This window comes from Burkholderia sp. MSMB1459WGS, assembly GCF_001534535.1.
Classification (GTDB): Bacteria; Pseudomonadota; Gammaproteobacteria; order Burkholderiales; family Burkholderiaceae; genus Burkholderia.
The window spans coordinates 36,645-59,109 of record NZ_LPMU01000053.1 but is presented as its reverse complement, the minus strand read 5'-3'; the positions used below and the strand labels follow the sequence as shown (position 1 = coordinate 59,109).

The 22,465-nt window shown below is 66.0% G+C and carries 14 protein-coding genes and 1 tRNA gene; 8 read left to right on the top strand and 7 right to left on the bottom strand.

Going from position 1 to position 22,465, the window contains the following annotated elements; translation table 11 throughout:
* Positions 1-148: 148 nt before the first annotated feature.
* A complete protein-coding gene (pbpG, locus tag WT97_RS20815; protein ID WP_060354291.1) occupies positions 149-1,315 on the bottom strand; it encodes a D-alanyl-D-alanine endopeptidase in 1,167 nt (388 codons plus the stop codon).
* A gap of 654 nt (positions 1,316-1,969) precedes the next feature.
* On the opposite strand from pbpG, the gene WT97_RS20810 reads away from it, so the two are divergent.
* Positions 1,970-2,536 (top strand): phasin family protein, encoded by a 567-nt coding sequence (locus WT97_RS20810; RefSeq protein ID WP_006481973.1) that lies wholly within the window; start codon positions 1,970-1,972, stop codon positions 2,534-2,536.
* A 192-nt stretch (positions 2,537-2,728) separates the two neighbouring features.
* Here WT97_RS20810 and lpdA read toward each other — a convergent pair whose 3' ends face one another.
* The 3 genes from lpdA to aceE form a co-directional block, all read right to left on the bottom strand.
* Complete coding sequence (gene lpdA, locus WT97_RS20805; protein ID WP_060354290.1) at positions 2,729-4,504, bottom strand: dihydrolipoyl dehydrogenase; 1,776 nt, start codon at positions 4,502-4,504, stop codon at positions 2,729-2,731.
* A 285-nt stretch (positions 4,505-4,789) separates the two neighbouring features.
* Entirely contained in the window at positions 4,790-6,403 is a 1,614-nt protein-coding gene (gene aceF / locus WT97_RS20800; protein ID WP_060354289.1) for a dihydrolipoyllysine-residue acetyltransferase, read from the bottom strand.
* Between the two features lie 68 nt (positions 6,404-6,471).
* A complete protein-coding gene (aceE, locus tag WT97_RS20795; RefSeq protein WP_059505745.1) occupies positions 6,472-9,168 on the bottom strand; it encodes a pyruvate dehydrogenase (acetyl-transferring), homodimeric type in 2,697 nt (898 codons plus the stop codon).
* Positions 9,169-9,441: 273 nt separating this feature from the next.
* On the opposite strand from aceE, the gene fixL reads away from it, so the two are divergent.
* The 4 genes from fixL (at position 9,442) to WT97_RS20775 (ending at position 16,030) form a co-directional block, all read left to right on the top strand.
* Positions 9,442-11,958, top strand: a complete 2,517-nt coding sequence (gene fixL / locus WT97_RS20790) for an oxygen sensor histidine kinase FixL (RefSeq protein WP_059505743.1) — start codon at positions 9,442-9,444, stop codon at positions 11,956-11,958.
* Entirely contained in the window at positions 11,955-12,593 is a 639-nt protein-coding gene (gene fixJ / locus WT97_RS20785; protein ID WP_006493245.1) for an oxygen response regulator transcription factor FixJ, read from the top strand. Before fixL ends, fixJ begins: the two co-directional genes overlap by 4 nt.
* A gap of 242 nt (positions 12,594-12,835) precedes the next feature.
* Complete coding sequence (folD, locus tag WT97_RS20780; protein WP_059505741.1) at positions 12,836-13,696, top strand: bifunctional methylenetetrahydrofolate dehydrogenase/methenyltetrahydrofolate cyclohydrolase FolD; 861 nt, start codon at positions 12,836-12,838, stop codon at positions 13,694-13,696.
* 246 nt (positions 13,697-13,942) lie between these two features.
* Positions 13,943-16,030 (top strand): M3 family metallopeptidase, encoded by a 2,088-nt coding sequence (locus WT97_RS20775; RefSeq protein ID WP_060354288.1) that lies wholly within the window; start codon positions 13,943-13,945, stop codon positions 16,028-16,030.
* A gap of 57 nt (positions 16,031-16,087) precedes the next feature.
* On the opposite strand, the gene dinB is transcribed toward WT97_RS20775, so the two are convergent.
* Complete coding sequence (dinB, locus tag WT97_RS20770; protein ID WP_060354287.1) at positions 16,088-17,248, bottom strand: DNA polymerase IV; 1,161 nt, start codon at positions 17,246-17,248, stop codon at positions 16,088-16,090.
* A 137-nt stretch (positions 17,249-17,385) separates the two neighbouring features.
* On the opposite strand from dinB, the gene WT97_RS20765 reads away from it, so the two are divergent.
* Both WT97_RS20765 and WT97_RS20760 read left to right on the top strand, forming a co-directional pair.
* Entirely contained in the window at positions 17,386-18,078 is a 693-nt protein-coding gene (locus WT97_RS20765; RefSeq protein WP_060354286.1) for an aspartate/glutamate racemase family protein, read from the top strand.
* Between the two features lie 295 nt (positions 18,079-18,373).
* Positions 18,374-19,177, top strand: coding sequence for a DUF3472 domain-containing protein (locus WT97_RS20760; protein ID WP_060354285.1), 804 nt, complete (start codon positions 18,374-18,376; stop codon positions 19,175-19,177).
* 96 nt (positions 19,178-19,273) lie between these two features.
* Here the strand turns inward: WT97_RS20760 and WT97_RS20755 are convergent.
* A tRNA-Met gene (locus WT97_RS20755) sits at positions 19,274-19,350 on the bottom strand.
* Between the two features lie 183 nt (positions 19,351-19,533).
* Between WT97_RS20755 and xth the strand changes: the two genes are divergently transcribed.
* Complete coding sequence (gene xth / locus WT97_RS20750; RefSeq protein WP_034207767.1) at positions 19,534-20,310, top strand: exodeoxyribonuclease III; 777 nt, start codon at positions 19,534-19,536, stop codon at positions 20,308-20,310.
* A gap of 22 nt (positions 20,311-20,332) precedes the next feature.
* Here xth and WT97_RS20745 read toward each other — a convergent pair whose 3' ends face one another.
* Positions 20,333-22,441 (bottom strand): prolyl oligopeptidase family protein, encoded by a 2,109-nt coding sequence (locus WT97_RS20745; RefSeq protein ID WP_060354284.1) that lies wholly within the window; start codon positions 22,439-22,441, stop codon positions 20,333-20,335.
* Between the last annotated feature and the right edge of the window lie 24 nt (positions 22,442-22,465).

Genomic DNA, 22,465 nt, shown 5'->3' with positions numbered 1-22,465 from the left:
GCGCTTCACTTCATTTGCCGTGATCAGCTTATGGCGGGACTTCCACCCGCAGGAATGCGCCCATGCTGGGCGCACACAAAAAAAAGCCCCGCGATTGCGGGGCTTCTTCGTTGCGGCGACCGGTACGGCGGCGAACCGCCGCACACGATCAGGTACCGCCGCTCGGCGTGTTGGCCGCCGTCAGGCGCTCGCCGCCGCCGGCATCGAGCCAGTTGCGCAGGCGCGACGCGTCGGCGAAGCGCGAATACTTGCCGAACGAATCGAGCAGCACCATCACCATCGGCCGGCCGTGGATCGTCGCCTGCATCACGAGGCATTCGCCCGCTTCGTTGATGAAGCCCGTCTTCTGCAGGCCGATATCCCACGAACCGTTGCCGCGGATCAGCGCGTTGGTGCTGTTGTAGATCAGGTTGCGCTTGCCCGTGTACACCTCGTAGGTGCGATCGGTCGAGAACTGGCGGATCATCGGGTACTGGTACGCCGCATTGACCATCTTCACGAGGTCGCGTGCGCTCGACACGTTCGAGCTCGACAGGCCGGTCGAATTCTCGAAGTGCGTATCGGTCATGCCGAGCGACTTCGCCTTCGCGTTCATCGCCGCGATGAACGCCGGACGGCCGCCCGGGTAGTAACGCGACAGCGCGGCAGCCGCGCGGTTTTCCGACGCCATCAGCGCGATGTGCAGCATGTCCTCGCGCGACAGCACCGAGCCGACCGACAGGCGCGAGCCCGTGCCCTTCTCGTAGTCGCGGTCTTCGTCGGTGACTTCGAGCTGGTCGGTCATCGGCGCCTTCGAGTCGAGCACGACCATGGCCGTCATCAGCTTCGAGATCGACGCGATCGGCACGACCGCGTGCGAATTCTTGTCGAACAGCGGCTCGCCGGAATTCTGGTCGACGACGTACGCGACGCTCGAGCGCAGCGCGAGCGCATCGGGCGTGTCGTGCAGGCCGAATGCCTGGCCGACCGTCGGCCGGCGCGGCTGGAACGCGACCTTGCGCACCGCGCCGCGATGGCCGCCATGCAGGCTATTCGCTGCGAGCGTCACGCGCTTTCGCGACGCTTTCGCGCGCGGCGCATCGGCCTCGGCGACCTTCGCGGATTTGTCGGAGCTCGCCTTGGCCGACTTCTTCTTCGCGGACGAAGCAGGAGCGACGGCTTTTTTCTTGGCGGCTTGGGTCTTCGCAGTGGCGGCGAAGGCGTCGGCAGGCAGGACGGACGCGGTGGTCGCCAGCAACGCGACTGCGACCGACACAGCCGTGCCGAGCGTCATGCTCTGCAACAATCTGCGCGGTGAAAACGATTCGGCTTTCATTGGGGTCTGGACAAAGCGGGCGGGAGGTTTCCGCAAGTGTAGTTAAAGCTGAAAAAAAGAGCAATATTAGGCACTTACCGATCGTCTTTAAACCGGAATGTAAGAGTCGGCCAACCTCCGGCCAATCGACCCTTCCGCTCCCATCGAAAAAAACCATGGGATGCACTGCCCGACAGCGCCCGTCTCCCGATTACCACGCGGTTAATTGAGATAACGTCACTTCGGAGGCGATTTAAAGCGGGGAAACTACGTATCCGGTGCTCGGCGTGCCAAGGGCGCCGGTCTCGACCGTGGCGGCGGCACGTCGCCACGGCACGCGCATCGAAACGGCGCGCTTTTCGACAGGAACAGAAGGATAACGTTCCATGGGCCTGTCAGGTTTACCTGCGCGTGATCATGGTGCGGCGCGCTTGCCCCATCGCCGTGCGCACCATGTGGGAACGCGCCTGAAACCGATTCCGGACGGGCGCGATAACTCGTTGTTTTATCGATAATTTGTCGCGATTGTGCAACGCACAAAAAAGACTTGACATCCGTTTTCTCTGCCCTAAAATAGGCCTCATTGCTGCGTTGCACAAAGCACGCATCGCCGACGTTCCCCAGTGTAGTGCCCTTTATTCTGCGATCGACGCGATCGCTTTTCAGGAGCCTGACATGTCCTTGCTGACCCCCGAGCAAATCGCCGCCGCCCAAAAAGCCAACCTCGAAAGCCTGTTCGGTCTGACGACCAAGGCGTTCGAAGGCGTCGAGAAGCTGATCGAACTCAACCTGCAGGTCGTGAAGTCGACGCTGGCCGAGGGCCAGGAGAACGCACAGCGTCTGCTGTCGGTGAAGGACGCGCAGGAACTGATCGCGCTGCAAGCGAGCCTGTCGCAGCCGGTCGCGGAAAAGGTGCTGTCGTACGGCCGTCACCTGTACGAAATCGCATCGTCGACGCAAGCCGAGTTCGCGAAGGTCGCCGAAGCGCAATTCGAAGAGCAGAACAAGAAGGTCCAGGCACTCGTCGACAACGTCGCGAAGAACGCCCCGGCCGGTTCGGAAACGGCTGTCGCCGCGCTGAAGTCGGCACTGAACGCCGCGAACACCACGTACGAAACCGTTCAGAAGGCCACGAAGCAAGCGGTCGAAATCGCTGAAACGAACTTCAACGCCGCTGCTGCCGTCGCAACGAAGGCTGCCACCGCCGCTGCCGCACGTCGTTCGAGCAAGCCGGCCGCGTAAGCGTCCCCTGCTCCTGAAAGAGCCGCGCCCAGCGCGGCTTTTTCGTTTCCGGCGCAAAAGCGCGCGCGGGTGCAAATGGCCCGCCCCGATCGAGTCTGTCGCGCGCGGCGCAAAAGAAAAACGCCGCCGCCCGGTTTGCCCGGGCAGCGGCGTTTTTTCGTGGCCGGCACCCGGGGCGCCGTGCCGATCGCGTTACTTCTTGCGCTGCGGCGGCAGGTCCGTGCAGACGCCTTCGTACAGCTCGGCGGCCATGCCGACCGATTCGCCAAGCGTCGGATGCGGATGGATCGTCTTGCCGATGTCTTCCGCGTCCGCGCCCATCTCGACGGCGAGGCACACTTCGCTGATCAGGTCGCCCGCGTTCAGGCCGACGATGCCGCCGCCGATCACGCGATGGGTTTCCTCGTCGAAGATCAGCTTCGTGAAGCCTTCGTCGCGGCCGTTCGCGATCGCGCGGCCCGAAGCGGCCCACGGGAACACGGCCTTGCCGTACTTGATGCCCTCGGCCTTGCACTGGTCTTCGGTCTTGCCGGCCCACGCCACTTCCGGATCGGTGTAGGCCACCGACGGGATCTGCAGTGCGTCGAAGTACGCCTTTTCGCCGTGCGCGGCTTCCGCGGCGACGTGGCCTTCGTGCACGGCCTTGTGCGCGAGCATCGGCTGGCCGACGATATCGCCGATCGCAAAGATGTGCGGCACGTTCGTGCGCATCTGCTTGTCGACTTCGATGAAGCCGCGATCCGTGACCGCGACGCCGGCCTTGTCGGCACCGATCTTCTTGCCGTTCGGGCTGCGGCCCACCGCGACGAGCACGAGGTCGTAGCGCTGCGCTTCCGCCGGCGCCTTCTCGCCCTCGAACTTCACATAGATGCCGTCTTCCTTCGCTTCCGCGCCGACCGTCTTGGTCTTCAGCATCACGTTGCCGAAGCGCTTCGCGTTGTACTTTTCCCAGACCTTCACGAGATCGCGGTCGGCGCCCATCATCAGGCCGTCCATCATTTCGACGACGTCGATCTCGGCGCCGAGCGTCGAGTACACCGTGGCCATTTCGAGGCCGATGATGCCGCCGCCGATCACGAGCATGCGTTTCGGCAGTTGGCGCAGTTCGAGCGCACCCGTCGAATCGACGACGCGCGGGTCTTCCGGCATGAACGGCAGCTTCACGGCCTGCGAGCCCGCAGCGATGATCGCCTGCTTGAACTTGACGACCTTCTTGCCGTTGTCGCCCTGCACTTCCATGTGGAACGGATCGACGAACGCGCCGACGCCCGTCACCACTTCGACCTTGCGTGCCTTCGCCATGCCGGCGAGACCCGTCGTCAGCTTCTTGACGACGCCGCCCTTGAAGTCGCGCAGCTTGTCGAGATCGACCTGCGGCTTGCCGAACGTGATGCCGTGCGACGCGAGCGCCGCGGCTTCCTCGACGACGAGCGACGTATGCAGCAGCGCCTTCGACGGAATGCAGCCGACGTTCAGGCACACGCCGCCGAGCGTCGAATAGCGTTCGACCAGCACCGTCTTCATGCCGAGATCGGCAGCGCGGAACGCAGCCGAGTAACCGCCGGGGCCGGCGCCGAGCACGAGCATGTCGCACTCGATGTCGGCGCCGCCGCTGTAGCTGCCGGCTTGCGGCGCGGGTGCCGGAGCGGCTGCGGCCGGCGCCGGTGCAGCCGCCGCGGGCTTCGGCGCTTCGGGCGCTTCGGGCGCTTTCGCGGGTGCGGCTGCGCCTGCCGATGCTTCGACGATGGCGATGACGGTGCCTTGCGAGACTTTCTCGCCGGCCTTGACCTTGACTTCCTTGACGGTGCCGGCGACGTCGCTGGGCACTTCCATGGAGGCTTTATCGGATTCGAGCGTGATGAGCGTTTGCTCTTTTTCGATCACGTCGCCGGGCTTCACGTTGACTTCGATGACATCGACGCCGCTGAAATCGCCGATATCCGGAACCTTGACTTCGATGAGACTCATGACTGTCCCCTTCTTGATTAGCTGCAGAGAGAGAGGGAGGGACTGGCGGAAAGACGGAACCTGACTACATGCGGCCTGACGAGAGAACGCAACGTTGGGCAGGACCGCCTTTGCCGTCCGCCCAAGGACGCGCCTTTCTTTTGGTTACTTTTCTTTGGAAGACAAAGAAAAGTGACCGCCGCCCCGCGCAGGGGCGACGCTAGCAGACCGTTGGCAAAACAGGTTCAACGACAAGGGCGTGAAGAATCGACACAAAACCACGCCCCCCGCGAGCCCCTCATCTCATCAAAGAATGATGCGACGGAAATCCCCGAGCAACGCCCCGAGATACGCATTGAACCGCGCGGCTTCGGCGCCGTCGATCACGCGATGGTCGTACGACAGCGACAGCGGCAGCATGAGCCGCGGCACGAACTGCTTGCCGTCCCACATCGGCTTCATCTGGCCGCGCGACAACCCGAGGATCGCCACTTCCGGCGCGTTGATGATCGGCGTGAAGTTCGTCCCGCCGATCCCGCCGAGCGACGAGATCGAGAAGCAGCCGCCCTGCATCTGGTCCGGCTTCAGCTTGCCTTCGCGCGCGGCCTTCGACAGGTCGCTCATTTCCTTCGCGATGTCGACGAGGCCCTTCTTGTCCGCATCGCGGATCACCGGCACGACGAGACCGTTCGGCGTATCGGCCGCGAAACCGATATGGAAGTACTGCTTGAACACGAGGTTGTCGCCGTCGAGGCTCGCGTTGAAGGTCGGGAATTTCTTCAACGCGGCGACGACCGCCTTGATCACGAACGCGAGCATCGTGAATTTCACGCCCGCCTTTTCGTGTTCCTTGTTCAGCTGGACACGCAGCGCTTCGAGCTCGGTGATGTCCGCTTCGTCGTTGTTCGTGACGTGCGGGATCATCACCCAGTTGCGATGCAGGTTCGCGCCCGAGATCTTCTTGATGCGCGACAGCGGCTTCGCCTCGAACGGGCCGAACTTCGCGAAGTCGACCTTCGGCCACGGCAGCAGGTTCAGTTCGCCGCCGCCTGCCGGCGCGGCTGCCGCGGCCGGTGCCGCGCGCTGGCCCGTCATCACGCCCTTCACGAAGCCCGTGACGTCTTCCTTCGTAATGCGGCCCTTCGGACCCGAACCCTGCACGCGCGAAACGTCGACGCCGAGTTCACGCGCGAACTTGCGGACCGACGGCGATGCGTGGCTGGCGCGGTATTCGCCCGACGGCGCGGCGGCCGATGCCGCGGCGGCCGGTGCCGCGGCAGCCGGCGCAGCCTTCGCGGGCGCCGGTGCGCTGGCCTGCGGTGCAGCGGCAGCCGGTGCGCCGGCGGCTTCGAGCAGCACGATCAGCGTGCCTTCCGACACCGAATCGCCCACCTTCACCTTGATGTCCTTCACGACACCGGCAGCCGGGCTCGGCACGTCCATCGTCGCCTTGTCCGACTCGAGCGTGACGAGCGACTGTTCCTTCTCGACCGTGTCGCCGACCTTCACGCCGATTTCGATCACCGGCACGTCCTTGTAATCGCCGATATCCGGCACCTTCACTTCGAGCGTACCGCCGGATGCGGCCGGTGCGGCAGCGGGCGCCGCGGCCGGTGCCGGCGCCGGCGCTGCTGCCGGAGCCGAAGCCGGCGCAGCCGCGCCGTTCGCCTGGGCGGCTGCGCCGCCTTCGAGCAGGACGATCAGCGAGCCTTCCGACACGGAATCTCCGACCTTGACCTTGATTTCCTTCACGACGCCGCCTACCGGGCTCGGCACGTCCATCGTCGCCTTGTCCGACTCGAGCGTGACGAGCGACTGCTCCGGCTCGACCGTATCGCCGACCTTCACGCCGATCTCGATGACCGGCACGTCCTTGTAATCGCCGATATCCGGCACCTTCACTTCGATCGCTTGACTCATCTGTTTCTGTCTCCATGGCCGCGCGCGCTCCTCGCGGGAGCGACGCGCGGCATCACACGGCGTGTGCGTTAAACGGTCATCGGGTTGGGCTTGGACGGATCGAGGTTGTACTTGGCGATCGCGTCCGCGACCACCTTGCGCTCGATCGTGCCTTCGTCGGCCAGCGCGTTGAGCGCGGCGACAGTGACCCAGTGACGGTCGACCTCGAAGAAGTGACGCAGTTTCTCGCGGGTGTCCGAACGGCCGAAGCCGTCGGTGCCCAGCACGACGAAGCGACGATCGATCTGGCCGCGGATCTGGTCGACCAGCGCACGGACGTAGTCGGTCGATGCGATGACCGGGCCCTGCGTGTCCTTCAGGCACTTCTGCACATGCGACAGGCGACGCTCCTCGGTCGGATGGAGCAGGTTCCAGCGTTCGACGTCATGGCCTTCGCGCGCGAGCTCGGTGAAGCTCGGCACGCTCCACAGGTCGGCGGCAACGCCCCAGTCGTTCTTCAGCAGGTCGGCAGCGGCGATCACTTCGTTGAAGATCGTGCCCGCGCCGAGCAGCTGGACGCGCGGCGCCTTCTTGTCGGCGTCGGCCTTCTTGAACGCGTACATGCCCTTGATGATGTCGGCCGCCACGTGCTCGCCCTGCGGAATCGCCGGGTGCTCGTAGTTCTCGTTCATCACCGTGATGTAGTAGTACACGTCTTCCTGGTCCTGCACCATGCGGCGCAGGCCGTCCTGGATGATCACCGCGAGTTCGTAGCCGAACGTCGGGTCGTAACTCACGCAGTTCGGCACCGATGCCGCCCACAGCAGCGAGTGACCGTCTTCGTGCTGCAGGCCTTCGCCGTTCAGCGTCGTACGGCCCGCCGTGCCGCCCAGCAGGAAACCGCGCGAACGCATGTCGCCCGCGGCCCAGGCGAGGTCGCCGATCCGCTGGAAGCCGAACATCGAGTAGAAGATGTAGAACGGCACCATGATCTCGCCGTGCGTCGAATACGACGTCGCCGCCGCGATCCAGTCGCACATGCCGCCCGCTTCGTTGATGCCCTCCTGCAGGATCTGGCCGGTCTGCGATTCCTTGTAGAACATCAGCTGGTCGGAATCTTCCGGCACGTACTTCTGCCCTTCCTGGTTCCAGATACCGATCTGGCGGAACAGGCCTTCCATGCCGAACGTACGCGATTCGTCCGGGACGATCGGCACGACGCGCTTGCCGAGCGCCTTGTCCTTCAGCAGGATGTTCAGGATCCGCACGAACGCCATCGTCGTCGAGATCTCGCGGCCTTCGCCCGTACCCTTCAACAGCGGCTCGAACGCGTCGAGCGCCGGCACCGGCAGCGACGTCGCCTTCTCGCGGCGGTGCGGCAGGTAGCCGCCGAGGTCCATGCGCTTCTGGCGCATGTATTCGAGTTCCTTCGAGCCTTCCTCGAACTTCAGGTACGGCACGTCGGCGATCTGCTCGTCGGTGATCGGCAGGCGGAACTGGTCACGGAACTTCTTCAGTTGCTCGACCGGCAGCTTCTTCTGCTGGTGCGTGATGTTCATCGCCTGGCCCGACTCGCCCATCCCGTAGCCCTTGATGGTCTTCGCGAGGATGACGGTCGGCGCGCCCTTCGTGTTCGTGGCTTCGTGGAACGCCGCGTAGATCTTGTGCGGATCGTGGCCGCCGCGGTTCAGCGCCCAGATGTCGTCGTCCGACCAGTCGGCGACGAGCGCCTTCAGTTCAGGCGTGTTGAAGAAGTGCTCGCGCACGTACGCGCCCGACTCCGACTTGTACGTCTGGTATTCGCCGTCGACGCATTCCATCATCCGGCGCATCAGCGCGCCCGTCTTGTCGCGCGCGAACAGCGCATCCCAGCGGCTGCCCCAGATGACCTTGATCACGTTCCAGCCGGCGCCGCGGAATTCCGATTCGAGTTCCTGGATGATCTTGCCGTTGCCGCGCACCGGGCCGTCGAGACGCTGCAGGTTGCAGTTGATCACGAACACGAGGTTGTCGAGCTTCTCGCGGCTCGCCATGCCGATCGCGCCGAGCGATTCCGGTTCGTCCGTCTCGCCGTCGCCGAGGAACGCCCAGACCTTGCGGCCTTCCGTCTTCGCGATGCCGCGCGACTCCAGGTACTTCATGAAGCGCGCCTGGTAGATCGCCATGATCGGGCCGAGGCCCATCGACACGGTCGGGAACTGCCAGAAGTCCGGCATCAGCCACGGGTGCGGATACGACGAAATGCCCTTGCCGTCGACTTCCTGGCGGAAGTTGTCGAGCTGCTCTTCCGACAGGCGGCCGAGCAGGAACGCGCGCGAGTATACGCCCGGCGACGAGTGGCCCTGCACGAACACGAGATCGCCGCCGTGCTGGTCGGACGCCGCGTGCCAGAAGTGGTTGTAGCCGACGTCATAGAGCGTCGCGGCCGACGCGAACGACGCGATGTGGCCGCCGACGTTCGTGTCCTTGCCTGCGCGCAGCACCATCGCCAGCGCGTTCCAGCGCGTGTACGAACGGATGCGGTGCTCGATGTCCTGGTCGCCCGGAATCTTCGCCTGGGCTTCGAGCGGAATCGTGTTGATGTACGGGGTATTGGCGGAGAACGGCAGGTGCTCGCCGTGCATGCGGGCGAATTCGATCTGCTTTTCGATCAGGTAATGCGCACGGCCGGTGCCCACGGAGGAGATCACGCCATCGAGCGACTCGAGCCACTCGACGGTTTCTTGCGGGTCGTCGTCACGTTCGGCGGCGACATATTTCATCACTTCGTTCGGTACAGCGGACATTCTCGTCTCCTGGGTCCTGGAATGTGAGGATCGCTCTCGTGCAGACGACGCGACGCGACCGGCTGCGGGCAAGCTCCGACGGATTGTAATGAGCGCGGACGGGCCTGCGCAACAAAATTTTCGAATTATGAGATCTTTTCTCGTCATGCGAAATATTGCTGCGCTGCACCCATATTTCGGGGCTCCGCGGCCCGTCTCGTCGGAACAAAACCGTTTCCGTTCAACATATCCGGTACAGGTTTTCCATGTATTGCGCTGCGCTACAATCCTGCCATGTTGACCGATCGGCTTTTCGCACGCTCGGCGCGACCGCCGGGCCCGCCGGCGGAGTCGCAGCCGTCCCGTTGGCACCACGGACCGTGGTGGTCCAACTCCTATTTGCTGACGCCGCTGCTGTCGATCCTGGTGTTCCTCGTCGTGATGAGCCTCATCCTGTGGAGCCTCAACCGGCGCGAACAGCAGCAGCAGGAAGACACCCTGTTTCGTAACGTCGCGTGGGCCCAGCAGCAGATCCGCCTGTCGATGACGGGCGCGCAGGAACAGCTGCAGGCGCTGTCGCGCGACCTCGCATCCGGCCGCCTCGACCAGAACGCGTTCCAGATGGCCGTCGCGGACGTGATGCAGACGCATCCGGAAATCCTCTACCTGAACTGGTACACGGCGCCCGGCGTGCAGCGCTGGCCGACCGTGCATCCGCCGCTGCTCGGCCAGCGGCTCGCGAAGCCCGGCGACGCGCAGATGCAGGACGCCGTGCGCGGCGCGTACGACGAGGCGCGCAACACGCGCCGCCAGGCCTATTCGCCGCTGATCTACGACGACTTCGGCAACGGCTTCATCACGTTGCAGACACCGGTGATGCGCGGCGACCGCGAATATCTCGGCTCGATCGCCGCGGTGTTCTCGGTCGAGGGCATCCTGAAGCACGACATCCCGCAGGAACTGTCGTCGAAGTACAAGATCTCGATCACCGACTCGAACAACCGCGAACTGTCGTCCACGTCGACGCGCCCGCGCCTGCCGCGCGACTCGCACTACGATCTCCCGCTCGACCCGCCCGGCCAGGGGCTGACGGTGCGCGTGTACGCGTTCCCGCAGCTCACGAACCTGACCAACAACACGCTCGTGTGGCTGGTCGCCGGCCTGTCGTGCTTCGTGCTGTGGAGCCTCTGGAGCCTGTGGAAGCACACGCGCCAGCGCTTCGAGGCGCAGCAGGCGCTGTACGCGGAAGCATTCTTCCGCCGCGCGATGGAGAACTCGGTGCTGATCGGCATGCGCGTGCTCGACATGCACGGCCGCATCACGCACGTGAACCCCGCGTTCTGCCGGATGACGGGCTGGGACGAAACCGATCTCGTCGGCAAGGTTGCGCCGTTCCCGTACTGGCCGCGCGACGCCTACCCGGAAATGCAGCGCCAACTCGACATGACGCTGCGCGGCAAGGCGCCGAGTTCGGGCTTCGAGCTGCGCGTGCGCCGCAAGAACGGCACGCTGTTCCATGCGCGCCTGTACGTATCGCCGCTGATCGACAGTTCGGGCCGCCAGACCGGCTGGATGTCGTCGATGACGGACATCACCGAGCCGAAGCGTGCGCGAGAAGAGCTGGCCGCCGCGCACGAACGCTTCACGACGGTGCTTGAAAGCCTCGACGCCGCGGTATCGGTGCTCGCCGCCGACGAAGCCGAGCTGCTGTTCGCGAACCGCTACTACCGCCACCTGTTCGGCATTCGCCCGGACGGCCACCTCGAATTGTCCGGCGGCGGCTTCGACCGCGCGCAGGCGTCGTCCGACTCGATCGACATGGTCGACGCGTTCGCGGGCCTGCCGGCCGCCGCGCTGACCAGCAGCACGGCCGATGCGCAGGAGGTGTACGTCGAGAGCATCCAGAAGTGGTTCGAAGTGCGTCGCCAGTACATCCAGTGGGTGGACGGCCACCTCGCGCAGATGCAGATCGCGACCGACATCACGACCCGCAAGAAGGCGCAGGAACTCGCGCACCAGCAGGAAGAAAAGCTGCAGTTCACGAGCCGATTGATGACGATGGGTGAAATGGCGTCGTCCATTGCTCATGAATTGAATCAGCCGCTCGCCGCGATCAACAACTACTGCTCGGGCACGCTCGCGCTCGTGAAGAGTGGCCGCGGCACGCCCGAGACGCTGCAGCCCGCGCTGGAAAAGACCGCGCAGCAGGCGCTGCGCGCGGGGATGATCGTCAAGCGGATCCGCGAATTCGTGAAGCGCAGCGAGCCGAAGCGCCAGCCGGCGCGGGTCGCGGACATCGTCGCCGACGCGGTCGGGCTCGCCGAAATCGAGGCCAGAAAGCGCAGGATCCGGATCGTCACGGAAATCCTCGCAAGAATGCCTATTATTTATGTCGACCCCGTGCTGATCGAACAGGTGCTGATGAACCTGATGAAGAACGCAGCCGAGGCGATGGCCGACGTGAAGCCGGCGTCGGCGGACGGCGTGATCCGCGTCGTCGCCGACATCGATGCGGGCTTCGTCGACATCCGCGTGATCGACCAGGGCCCGGGCGTCGACGAAGCGACGGCCGAGCGCCTGTTCGAACCGTTTTACAGCACCAAGTCCGATGGCATGGGCATGGGGCTGAACATCTGCCGTTCGATCATCGAATCGCATCGGGGGCGTCTGTGGGTGGTCAACAACGTCGAGCCGGACGGCCGCATTTCCGGCGCGACGTTCCACTGCAGCCTGCCCATTGGGGAACCCGCTGATCTCGGCCAAGGGGGGCGCGAGGCATCGGCATCACATACCGTTACGGGAGAACTATGAATAGCCCTGTCACCACCACTCAGGAAACCGTCTTTGTCGTCGACGACGACGAGGCCGTACGGGACTCGCTGCGCTGGCTGCTGGAGGCGAACGGCTATCGCGTTCAATGCTTCTCGAGCGCCGAGCAGTTCCTCGATGCGTACCAGCCGGCGCAGCAGGCCGGCCAGATCGCGTGCCTGATCCTCGACGTGCGGATGTCGGGCATGAGCGGCCTCGAATTGCAGGAACGCCTGATCGCCGACAACGCCGCGCTGCCGATCATCTTCGTCACCGGTCACGGCGACGTGCCGATGGCCGTGTCGACGATGAAAAAGGGCGCGATGGACTTTATCGAGAAACCGTTCGACGAAGCCGAGCTGCGCAAGCTCGTCGAGCGGATGCTCGACAAGGCCCGAAGCGAAAGCAAGAGCGTCCAGGAGCAGCGTGCCGCGAGCGAACGCCTGTCGAAGCTGACCGCGCGCGAGCAGCAGGTGCTCGAGCGGATCATCGCGGGCCGCCTGAACAAGCAGATCGCCGACGACCTCGGCATCAGCATCAAGACGGTCGAGGCGCACCGCGCGAACATCATGGAAAAGCTCAACGTCAACACGGTGGCCGACCTGCTGCGCCTCGCGCTGTCGAAGAAACAGGCCTGAGCGCGTTCCCCGGCCGCGGCGGCGCCGCCCGCCCGGCCCGCAACCGGTGTTTGCCGCCCCGCGCGATGCGGCCCACTCGCGCGGCGGCGGCCGTTCCTCCCGGCGCATGCGCGCCGCGGCCATGACGCTTCCCGTTGATTCGCTGTCGGACGGCAGCAGGCGAACGGTATAATTACGTGCTTTGCTACGGCGCTTCGGGCGCCGTACGCCCGCATTCCAACTTCCCGGCAGAACCCACCACCATGACAGCCCTCCTCATCGACGGCAACGCCCTTTCGAAGACCCTGCGCGCTCAGGCCGCCGAACGCGCCGCCGCGCTGACCGCCCGCGGCCACCAGCCCGGTCTCGCGGTGATCCTCGTCGGCGCCAACCCGGCGAGCGAAGTCTACGTGCGCAACAAGATCAAGGCATGCGAGGACAACGGTTTCTTCTCGCTGAAGGATGCGTACCCGGCCACGCTGTCGGAAGCCGACCTGCTCGCGCGCATCGACGAGCTGAACCGCGACCCGAAGATCCACGGCATCCTGGTCCAGCTGCCGCTGCCCGCGCATATCGACAGCCACAAGGTGATCGAGGCGATCGCGCCGGAGAAGGACGTCGACGGCTTTCACGTCGCGAACGCCGGTGCGCTGATGACCGGCAAGCCGCTGTTCCGCCCGTGCACGCCGTACGGCGTGATGAAGATGTTCGAAGCGCACGGCATTGCGCTGCAAGGCGCGAATGCGGTCGTGATCGGCCGCTCGAACATCGTCGGCAAGCCGATGGCGATGATGCTGCTCGACGCCGGCGCGACCGTGACGATCTGCCACAGCAAGACGCGCGACCTCGCCGCGCATACGCGCCAGGCCGACATCGTGGTCGCCGCGGTCGGCAAGCGCAACATCCTGACCGCCGACATGGTGAAACCGGGCGCGACGGTGATCGACGTCGGCATGAACCGCGACGACGCGGGCAAGCTGTGCGGCGACGTCGATTTCGCGGGCGTGAAGGAAGTCGCCGGCTACATCACGCCGGTGCCGGGCGGCGTCGGCCCGATGACCATCACGATGCTGCTGATCAACACGCTCGAATCCGCCGAACGCGCTGCTGTCGCCGCAGCCTGACGCTCCACTCGCCCAGCCGGCGCGCGATTCCGTGCGCCGGCGCCTCGCCAGCCGCAGTCGCGCGGCTGCCTCGCGCCAGCCGGCATGCCCGACGCCGCGCATCCGACCCTGCGTCAATCGCGTCGTTAGAAACTAACGATTGGAAAGCGCGCGATGCGCCCCAATAATGTCGGTATCGGGCGCGCTCGCGCCCAGCCGCCGTTACCCTTTTCATCCCGGTTCATCCGGCAACAGACAGGGAGTCTTATGTCCGCCAGCGCCAATACCAATCCGCTCCTCGACTTCTCCGGCCTGCCCCGTTTCGGCGAGATCCGCCCGGAGCACGTGACGCCCGCGCTCGACACGCTGCTCGACGCCGCCAGCCGCGCGGTCGAAGCGGCGAGCGCGAGCGAGACGCCGTCGACCTGGGCCGCCGTCGTCGAGACGGTCGAGCAGGCCACGGAGCCGCTCGGCCGCGCATGGGGCATCGTCGGCCACCTGAACGCGGTCGCCGACACGCCCGAACTGCGGGCTGCCTACGGTGAAAACCTGCCGCGCGTGACCGAGTTCTGGTCGAGCGTCGGCCAGAATCTCGCGCTGTACGAAAAGTACAAGGCGATCGCCGCGAGCGCCGAGTACGCGACGCTGTCCGCCGAGCGCAAGAAGATCCTCGACAATGCGCTGCGCGACTTCCGACTGTCGGGCGCCGAGCTGCCCGAGGACCAGAAGCCCCGCTTCGCGGAACTGCAGGAACAGCAGGCCGCGCTGTCGAAGGCATTCTCCGATCACGTGCTCGACGCGACCAACGCGTACGCATACTTCGCGAAGGACGAAGCCGAACTGGCCGGCCTGCCCGGCGACGCAATCGAGGCCGCCCGCGAAGCCGCACAGAAGGACGGCAAGGAAGGCTGGAAATTCACGCTGCATTTCCCGTCGTATTTCCCGGTGCTGCAGTACGCCGACGATCGCGCGCTGCGCGAGACGCTCTACCGCGCCTATGCGACCCGCGCGTCGGAACTCGGGCCGCAGTACGGCGACGGCAAGGCCGAATGGGACAACACGGCGATCGTCGCCGACGCGCTGAAGCTGCGCCGCGAAGAGGCGCAGATGCTCGGCTATCGCAACTTCGCCGAAGTCTCGCTCGCGCCGAAGATGGCCGAATCGCCGCAGCAGGTGATCGCGTTCCTCGAGGATCTCGCGACGCGCGCACGCCCGCACGCGGAGAAAGACTGGGACGAGCTGCGCACGTTCGCCGCGAAGGAACTCGGCCTCGCCGAACTCGCGCCTTGGGACGTCGCGTACGCGGCCGAAAAGCTCCGCCAGCAGCGCTATGCATTCTCGGAAAACGAGGTCAAGCAGTACTTCCCGGAACCGGCCGCGCTGAAGGGCCTGTTCACCGTCACCGAAACGCTGTTCGGCGTACGGATCAAGCCGGACGACGCGCCGGTATGGCACAAGGACGTGCGCTTCTTCCGCGTCGAGAACCGCGACGGCTCGCTCGTCGCGCAGTTCTATCTCGACCTGTACGCGCGCGAAGGCAAGCGCGGCGGCGCGTGGATGGACGACGCCCGTTCGCGCGCGAAGCGCGGCAGCGACGTGCAGACGCCCGTCGCGTACCTGACCTGCAACTTCTCGGCGCCGGTCGGCGGCAAGCCCGCGTGCTTCACGCACGACGAAGTCATCACGCTGTTCCATGAATTCGGCCACGGGCTGCACCACATGCTCACGCGCGTCGACGAACTCGGCGTGTCGGGCATCAACGGCGTCGAGTGGGATGCGGTCGAACTGCCGTCGCAGTTCATGGAGAATTTCTGCTGGGAATGGGACGTGCTGTCGTCGATGTCGTCGCACGTCGATACGGGCGCCGCGCTGCCGCGCGAGCTGTTCGACAAGATGATCGCCGCGAAGAACTTCCAGAGCGGGCTCGGCACGCTGCGCCAGATCGTGTTCTCGATGTTCGACATGCTGCTGCACGTCGATTTCGATCCGGCCGGCGCGACCGGCGTGACCGCGTTCGCGCGCGAGATCAACGAGCGCTACCACGTGATCCCGCAGGCCGCGTTCTCGCGCTGGCCCAACACGTTCAGCCACATCTTCGCGGGCGGCTACGCGGCCGGCTACTACAGCTACAAGTGGGCCGAAGTGCTGTCGGCCGATGCGTACGCGGCGTTCGAGGAAGCGGCCGCCGCCAGCGGCAGCGTACTCGACCCGGCAACCGGCACGCGCTATCGCCGCGAAATCCTCGAGGTCGGCGGCAGCCGTCCTGCGATGGAGTCGTTCAAGGCGTTCCGCGGCCGCGAGCCGCAGATCGACGCGCTGCTGCGCCACAACGGGATGGCCGCGCCCGCGCACTGAGCGCGCCGCCCGGCCGCGCCGGCAGCATCGACAGGCACCGCTTCGGCGGTGCCTTTTTCATTGCGTGGGCGAGGTGTCGTCGAACAGCAGGAATTGCCCGTGGCGCTCGGCCGTGTCCTCGTCGATACGCACGCCGACGCCGAGCAGCCGCACCGGCTGCGCGCGCCGCAACAACCCCTTCGCGAGCAGCGTGACGGCCGTCTCGGCATTCGTCGCGTCGGCCACGCACTCGACCGTCGTGCGCTGGAAATCGGCGAAGCGAATCTTCACGTACAGCTTGCGGATCGAGCGCGCGGCGCCCGCGCGATCGATCCGCGCGTCGAGTTGCACGACGAGGCGGCGGATTTCGTCCGCGCATTGCTCGAGCGTCGTCAGGTCGGTCACGTAGGTCGTCTCGACGCTGACCGACTTGCGCTCCTGATCGGCCTGCACGGGCCGCTCGTCGATCCCGCGCGACAGTTCGTACAGCCGCCGCCCGAACGCGCCGAACTCGCGATGCAGGTCGATCAACGGCCAGTCGCGCAACTGCGCGCAAGTCTGGATGCCGAGCCGGTCGAGCCGCGTGGCCGTCACCTTGCCGACGCCGTGCAGCTTGCGCACCGGCAGCGCCGCGACGAACGCGTCGATCTCGTGCGGCCGCACGACGAACAGCCCGTCGGGCTTGTTCCAGTCGGATGCGATCTTCGCGATGAACTTGTTCGGCGCGACGCCCGCCGATACGGTCACGCCGACCGTGTCGCGCACGCGCTCGCGGATCTCGCGCGCAATCAGCGTCGCACTGCCCTGGCAACGTTCCGACCCGCTGACGTCGAGGTACGCCTCGTCGAGCGACAGCGGCTCGACGTCCGGCGTGTAGTCGCGATAGATCGCCATGATCTGCCGCGATGCCGCACGGTACTTGTCCATCGCGGACGGCAGGATCAGCAGGTCCGGGCACTTGCGCATCGCCAGTGCCGACGACATCGCCGAATGCACGCCGTAGCGCCGCGCCTCGTAGTTGCAGGTCGCGATCACGCCGCGCTGGTCGGGCCGGCCGCCGACCGCGAGCGGCCGGTTGCGCAGCGACGGGTCGTCGCGCATCTCGACCGACGCGTAGAAGCAGTCGCAATCGCAGTGAATGATCTTGCGCGCGCGCGGCAGCGTGTCGCCCGGCGGCGCGTGCGGATCGGCTGGCGAATTGATGGTCGGGTTCACGGTGCCGATACTGTACAAAAACACAGTGCCGGTTTCAACTGCTGCGTACGTCCACGGCCGGCAGCGCCGTACCGGCCCGATTTGCGCGGATCGTACCGGCCGGGCTCGGGCAGCGGCGCCTATACTCGTCTGCCGCGACACACGAAACGCAAAGGTGACGGATGAAGACGATCGGACTGATCGGCGGCATGAGCTGGGAATCGTCGGCCGAGTACTACCGGATGATCAACCGGCACTCGAAGGTATTGCACGGCGGGCATCACAACGCGAAAAGCGTGCTGGTCACGGTCGACTTCGCCGAAATCGAAGCGCTACAGCGCACGCACGACTGGGCCGCGCTCGGCGAACGAATGGCCGATGCCGCGCGGCAGCTCGAAGCGGCCGGTGCCGATCTCGTCGTCCTCACGACCAATACGATGCATCGCGTGCACGACGCGATCGAAGCCGCGGTGAAGCTGCCGTTCCTGCACATCGCCGATCCGACCGGTGCCGCGCTGCGCGACGCGGGCGTCGAGCGCGTCGCCCTGCTCGGCACGCGCTACACGATGGAGTTGCCGTTCTACGCGGAGCGGCTGCGCGGGAAGTTCGGGCTCGACGTGCTGGTGCCGGACGAACGCGGGCGCGACGACGTGCACCGGATCATCTACGACGAGCTGTGCCACGGCGTCGTCGCGGCGCCATCGCGCGCGACGTATGTGTCGATCATCGACGGACTGGCCACGCGCGGCGCACAGGCCGTGATTCTCGGCTGCACGGAAATCACGCTGCTGATCGGCGCGGACGATTCGCCGCTGCCGGTATTCGATACGACCGCGCTGCATGCGAAGGCGGCCGTCGAGTGGACGGCGCGCTGAACGACGCGCGCCGTCGCGTATCGACATCGCCGCCGGGTGGCATCGCCGCATTGTTCCGCGCGCCGGGATTCACTCTCCCGGGGCGCACGTCGCAGCCCGCCCGACTCCGTGCTCTCGCCCATCCCCCGGGCCCGGCAGGGGCGCCCCGCAAACCACGCGACGCGGTTCACGCGGGCGCGCCGACACAACGGGTTATTCATTGGTAATAAAGTGACCGCAAATTGGTACGCGAGCAGCGGCGCCGCAATCGACGCTGCTCGTCGCGGTCTCTTTTCCACCAACGGGAAACAGGAACATGAACAGACTCAGCACCGTGTTCGGCGCACTGCTCGCCGTGTCGGCCACGCTCAACGCGCACGCCGACCCCAACATCACCGCATCGGCGGCCACCACGCCCAGTGACGGCTTCGATCGCATGACGTGGAACCTCACGCCCGAAGTCGTGCCAACCCAGGTCAACGCGAGTTACTACTGGGCCAACCAGTTATCGTCGCAACATGGCGGGCACGCGATCTACACCGGCATCCAGCCACGCACCCTCAGCACCAACGTGGTGATCTTCAGCGCGTTCGGCACCGGCACGGCGCCGCTGTCGGCGAATTGCCGAGGCGGCGCCGACGGCGGCTCCGGAACGTCGTGCTCGATCGCGTATCCGTGGAAAACGGGCCACGCCTATCGGCTGCAGATCACCGTGACGCAGGCCAATCGCAGCGACGGGCGCTCGACCGTCGACGGTTTCATCACGGACGTCGCAACCGGCGCCACGACGCCGACCGGCAGCATCGCGGTGCCCGCCGACTGGGGCGGCCTGTCGAATTCGGCTTACCTGTTCGACGAGTACTTTCCGTTCAACGCCGCGCCGAAGGACCCGCTGCAGCGGCCATGCGTGCCGTATGCGCGCTACATGACGTCGCTGCCGCATTTCTATCTGAAGGATGTGGACTATCCGACGACCGAGCGGTCGATGCGGCTGAATACGGGCAAGGACAAGTGCGCGGTGCTGTCGGACACGCCGAACGCAAGAGCCACGCTGGTCAACACGACGACCTATCTGATCGAGAACGGCTTCCTGCCCGGGAGCCCTGGCGCGCCGAAATAACGGGCGGGCGCGGAAAACAAAAAACCCGGCACGGAGCCGGGTTCTTGTCGACGAAGTGCGCATCGGTCAATTGCGCTGCACATCGTCTGGTGTGCTTGGTTGCGGGGACAGGATTTGAACCTGTGACCTTCGGGTTATGAGCCCGACGAGCTGCCAGACTGCTCCACCCCGCGTCAGAGAAATAAATTATAGGGTGAGGAAGTACTCACGTCAATACTTTTGTCACAATTTCTGCATCCATCGCCCGGGCGCCGATGCGGGACACGTGCACGACGCTGCATGACGCGCGCGTTCGCACCCCATGCTCGCGGTAAGATGGCGGCCTTCGCATTCACGCCGCACACACCCTCCCGTTCATGAAAATCGCCACCTGGAACGTCAATTCGCTCAATGTCCGCAAACAGCATGTGCTCGACTGGCTCGCGCAAAGCGGAGCCGACGTGCTGTGCCTGCAGGAACTAAAGCTGCCGGACGAGAAATTCCCGCGCGCCGATCTCGAGGCAGCCGGCTACCGTAGCTGGTTCACGGGCCAGAAGACCTACAACGGCGTCGCGATCCTCGTGCGCGACACGCTCGCCGTCGACGAATCGGATGTCGTGCGCAACATCCCGGGCTTCGACGATCCGCAGCAGCGCGTGATCGCCGCGACGGTCGACGGCGTGCGCATCGTGTCCGCCTACTTCCCGAACGGCCAGGCGCTCGACTCCGACAAGTTCGTCTACAAGATGCAGTGGCTCGACGCGCTGCAGGCGTGGCTGCGCACCGAGCTGCAGCGCTACCCGAAGCTCGCGCTGCTCGGCGACTACAACATCGCACCGGAAGACCGCGACGTGCACGATCCCGCGAAATGGGAAGGCCAGAACCTCGTGTCGCCGCAGGAGCGCGCACACTTCGCGCAGCTGATCGAACTCGGCTTCGTCGATGCGTTCCGCCGCTTCGAGCAGCCCGAGAAAACCTTCACGTGGTGGGACTACCGGATGATGGCGTTCCGCCGCAACGCGGGGCTGCGCATCGACCACATCCTGCTGTCGCCGGCGCTCGCGGCAACCTGCGCATCGTGCGAAGTCGATCGCACGCCGCGCACGTGGGAACAGCCGTCCGATCACACGCCCGTCGTCGCGATCGTCGGCTGATCGCGCAAGCGCCCTCGCGCGATTAGCGCCGCGCGGGCGCCGGCCCGAGATGGGCCCACAGGAAGCCGAATTCGGCTGCGTCGGCTTCCGCGCGCTCGAGGTCGTCGGCGCTGCCGTGGCCGCCGTCGGTGTTCTCCCAGTACCACACCCGCTCGTGACCGAGCGCCTGCATACGCGCGGCCATCTTGCGCGCATGCGCGGGATGCACGCGATCGTCGCGGGTCGACGTCGTCAGCAACAACGGCGGATACACGACGCCTTCGCGCACGCGGTGATACGGCGAATACGCGGCCAGCGCCGCGCCTTCGCGCGGATCGTCGGGGTCGCCGTATTCATCGAGCCAGGCGGCGCCCGCGTGCAGCTTCGGATAGCGCTGCATGTCGAGCAGCGGTACGCGGCACAGCACCGCGCCGAACAGCTCGGGCCGCTGCATCATGCACGCGGCGACCAGCAGCCCGCCGTTGCTGCCGCCCTCGATCCCGAGTTGCGCGGCGGTCGTCACGCCGGTCGCGGCCAGATCTTCGGCGACCGCGATGAAATCGTCGAACGAACGCTGCCGGTGTTCGCGCTGCGCGTCGACGTGCCAGCGCGGCCCGAATTCGCCGCCGCCGCGAATGTGCGCGAACGCCATCACGCCGCCGCGTTCGAGCCAGCCGATGCCGAACGCATCGCTGTAGCCCGGCAGATTCGGGATCGCAAAGCCACCATAGCCGGACAGCAGGCACGGCCGCGCGACGCGCGCCCCGCCTTCCGGCACGTCAAGCGCATCGCGCGGCCCGATCAGCGTGTACGGCACCACCGTGCCGTCGCGCGAACGCGCGCTCGCGCGGCGTACGACGAGCCCGGCCGCGTCGAACTGCACCGGCGGCCGGTCGAGCAGCACGCGGCGCGACGGCGCATCGTCAGCGCGATCGGCAAGATCGGCCAGCCAGCATTCGGGCGGATCGAGATACGTGTCGACATCGACGTACACCTCGTCGTTCAGCGTCGATTCGACGGGCTCGATATCGATCTGTGCATCGCCCGGCCAGTCGAACGGCCGCGCATCCCACGTCCACGCACCGTCGTCGGCCTGCCGCGGCTGCCACAGCATCGTGCAGTTGTGCACGTCGTCGAGCCAGCTCGCGATCAGCGTCGTGCGCGTGTGCGTCCACGTACAGGCGGACGTCGTCGGCTGCGGCGCGAACAGCGTCGTGAATTCGCGCGCGCCGGCGAGGAACGCCTGCTCGCGGATCGCGAGCAGCGAGCCGCCCGCGTGGCGCACGCCGTCACAATCCCAGTCGAGGCGCGGCTCCAGCACGAGCCAGCCTTCCCAGAACCCGACCTCGACATGCGTCGGCACGTCGTAGCGCACCCATTCGCCGGCGTCGGTCAGCCGGTATGCGTGCGCGTCGAAGAAATCGACGCTGCGCCACGCGACGTGACGGCGGTCGATCGGGTCGTACCATACGCCCGCACTGATGTCGTCCGGCTCGCCGCGGAACACGACGGGCGCGTCGGCGAGCGGCGTGCCGCGCACCCAGCGCCGCACTTCATACGGATAACCGGCCGCGGTCGCATGTGCTTCGCCGCGATCCCAGCTCACGTAGACGGTGTCGCGATCGATCCAGCCGACCGTGTGATGGCCCGGCGCGTCGATCGTGAAGCCGCCGTCGACGAAACGGCGCTCGACGAGGTCGAATTCGCGCACGACGACCGCGTCGGCGCCGCCCGGCGACAGCGACAGCAGCACGCGATCGCCGTCCGGATACAGGATCGCCTCCTGCTCGAACACCCACGACTCGCCCTCTTCGGCGCCGAGCGCGTCGACGTCGAGCAGCGTTTCCCAGGCCGGCTGGCCGGCCCGCCAGTCGGCCCAGCGCATGCGGCGCCACAGTCCCTTCGGATGGAGATCGTCCTGCCACAGGTCGTACGCCCAGTCGCGCCAGCGGGTCGGAATCACCGGGCGTTCGCGCGGCAGATACGCTTTCGCGAGACGCGCGGTCAGCGCCCGATACGCATCGTCGTCGCGCAGCGCGGCGTGCGTGCGCGCATTCTGCTCGTCGACCCACGTGCGAGCGCGCTTGCTGTCGAGCGCTTCGAGGAAACGGAACGGGTCGGCCCCGGCGGGCCAGCGGAAGGAATCGGACATGGTGGATCGGCGGAATGGCAAGCT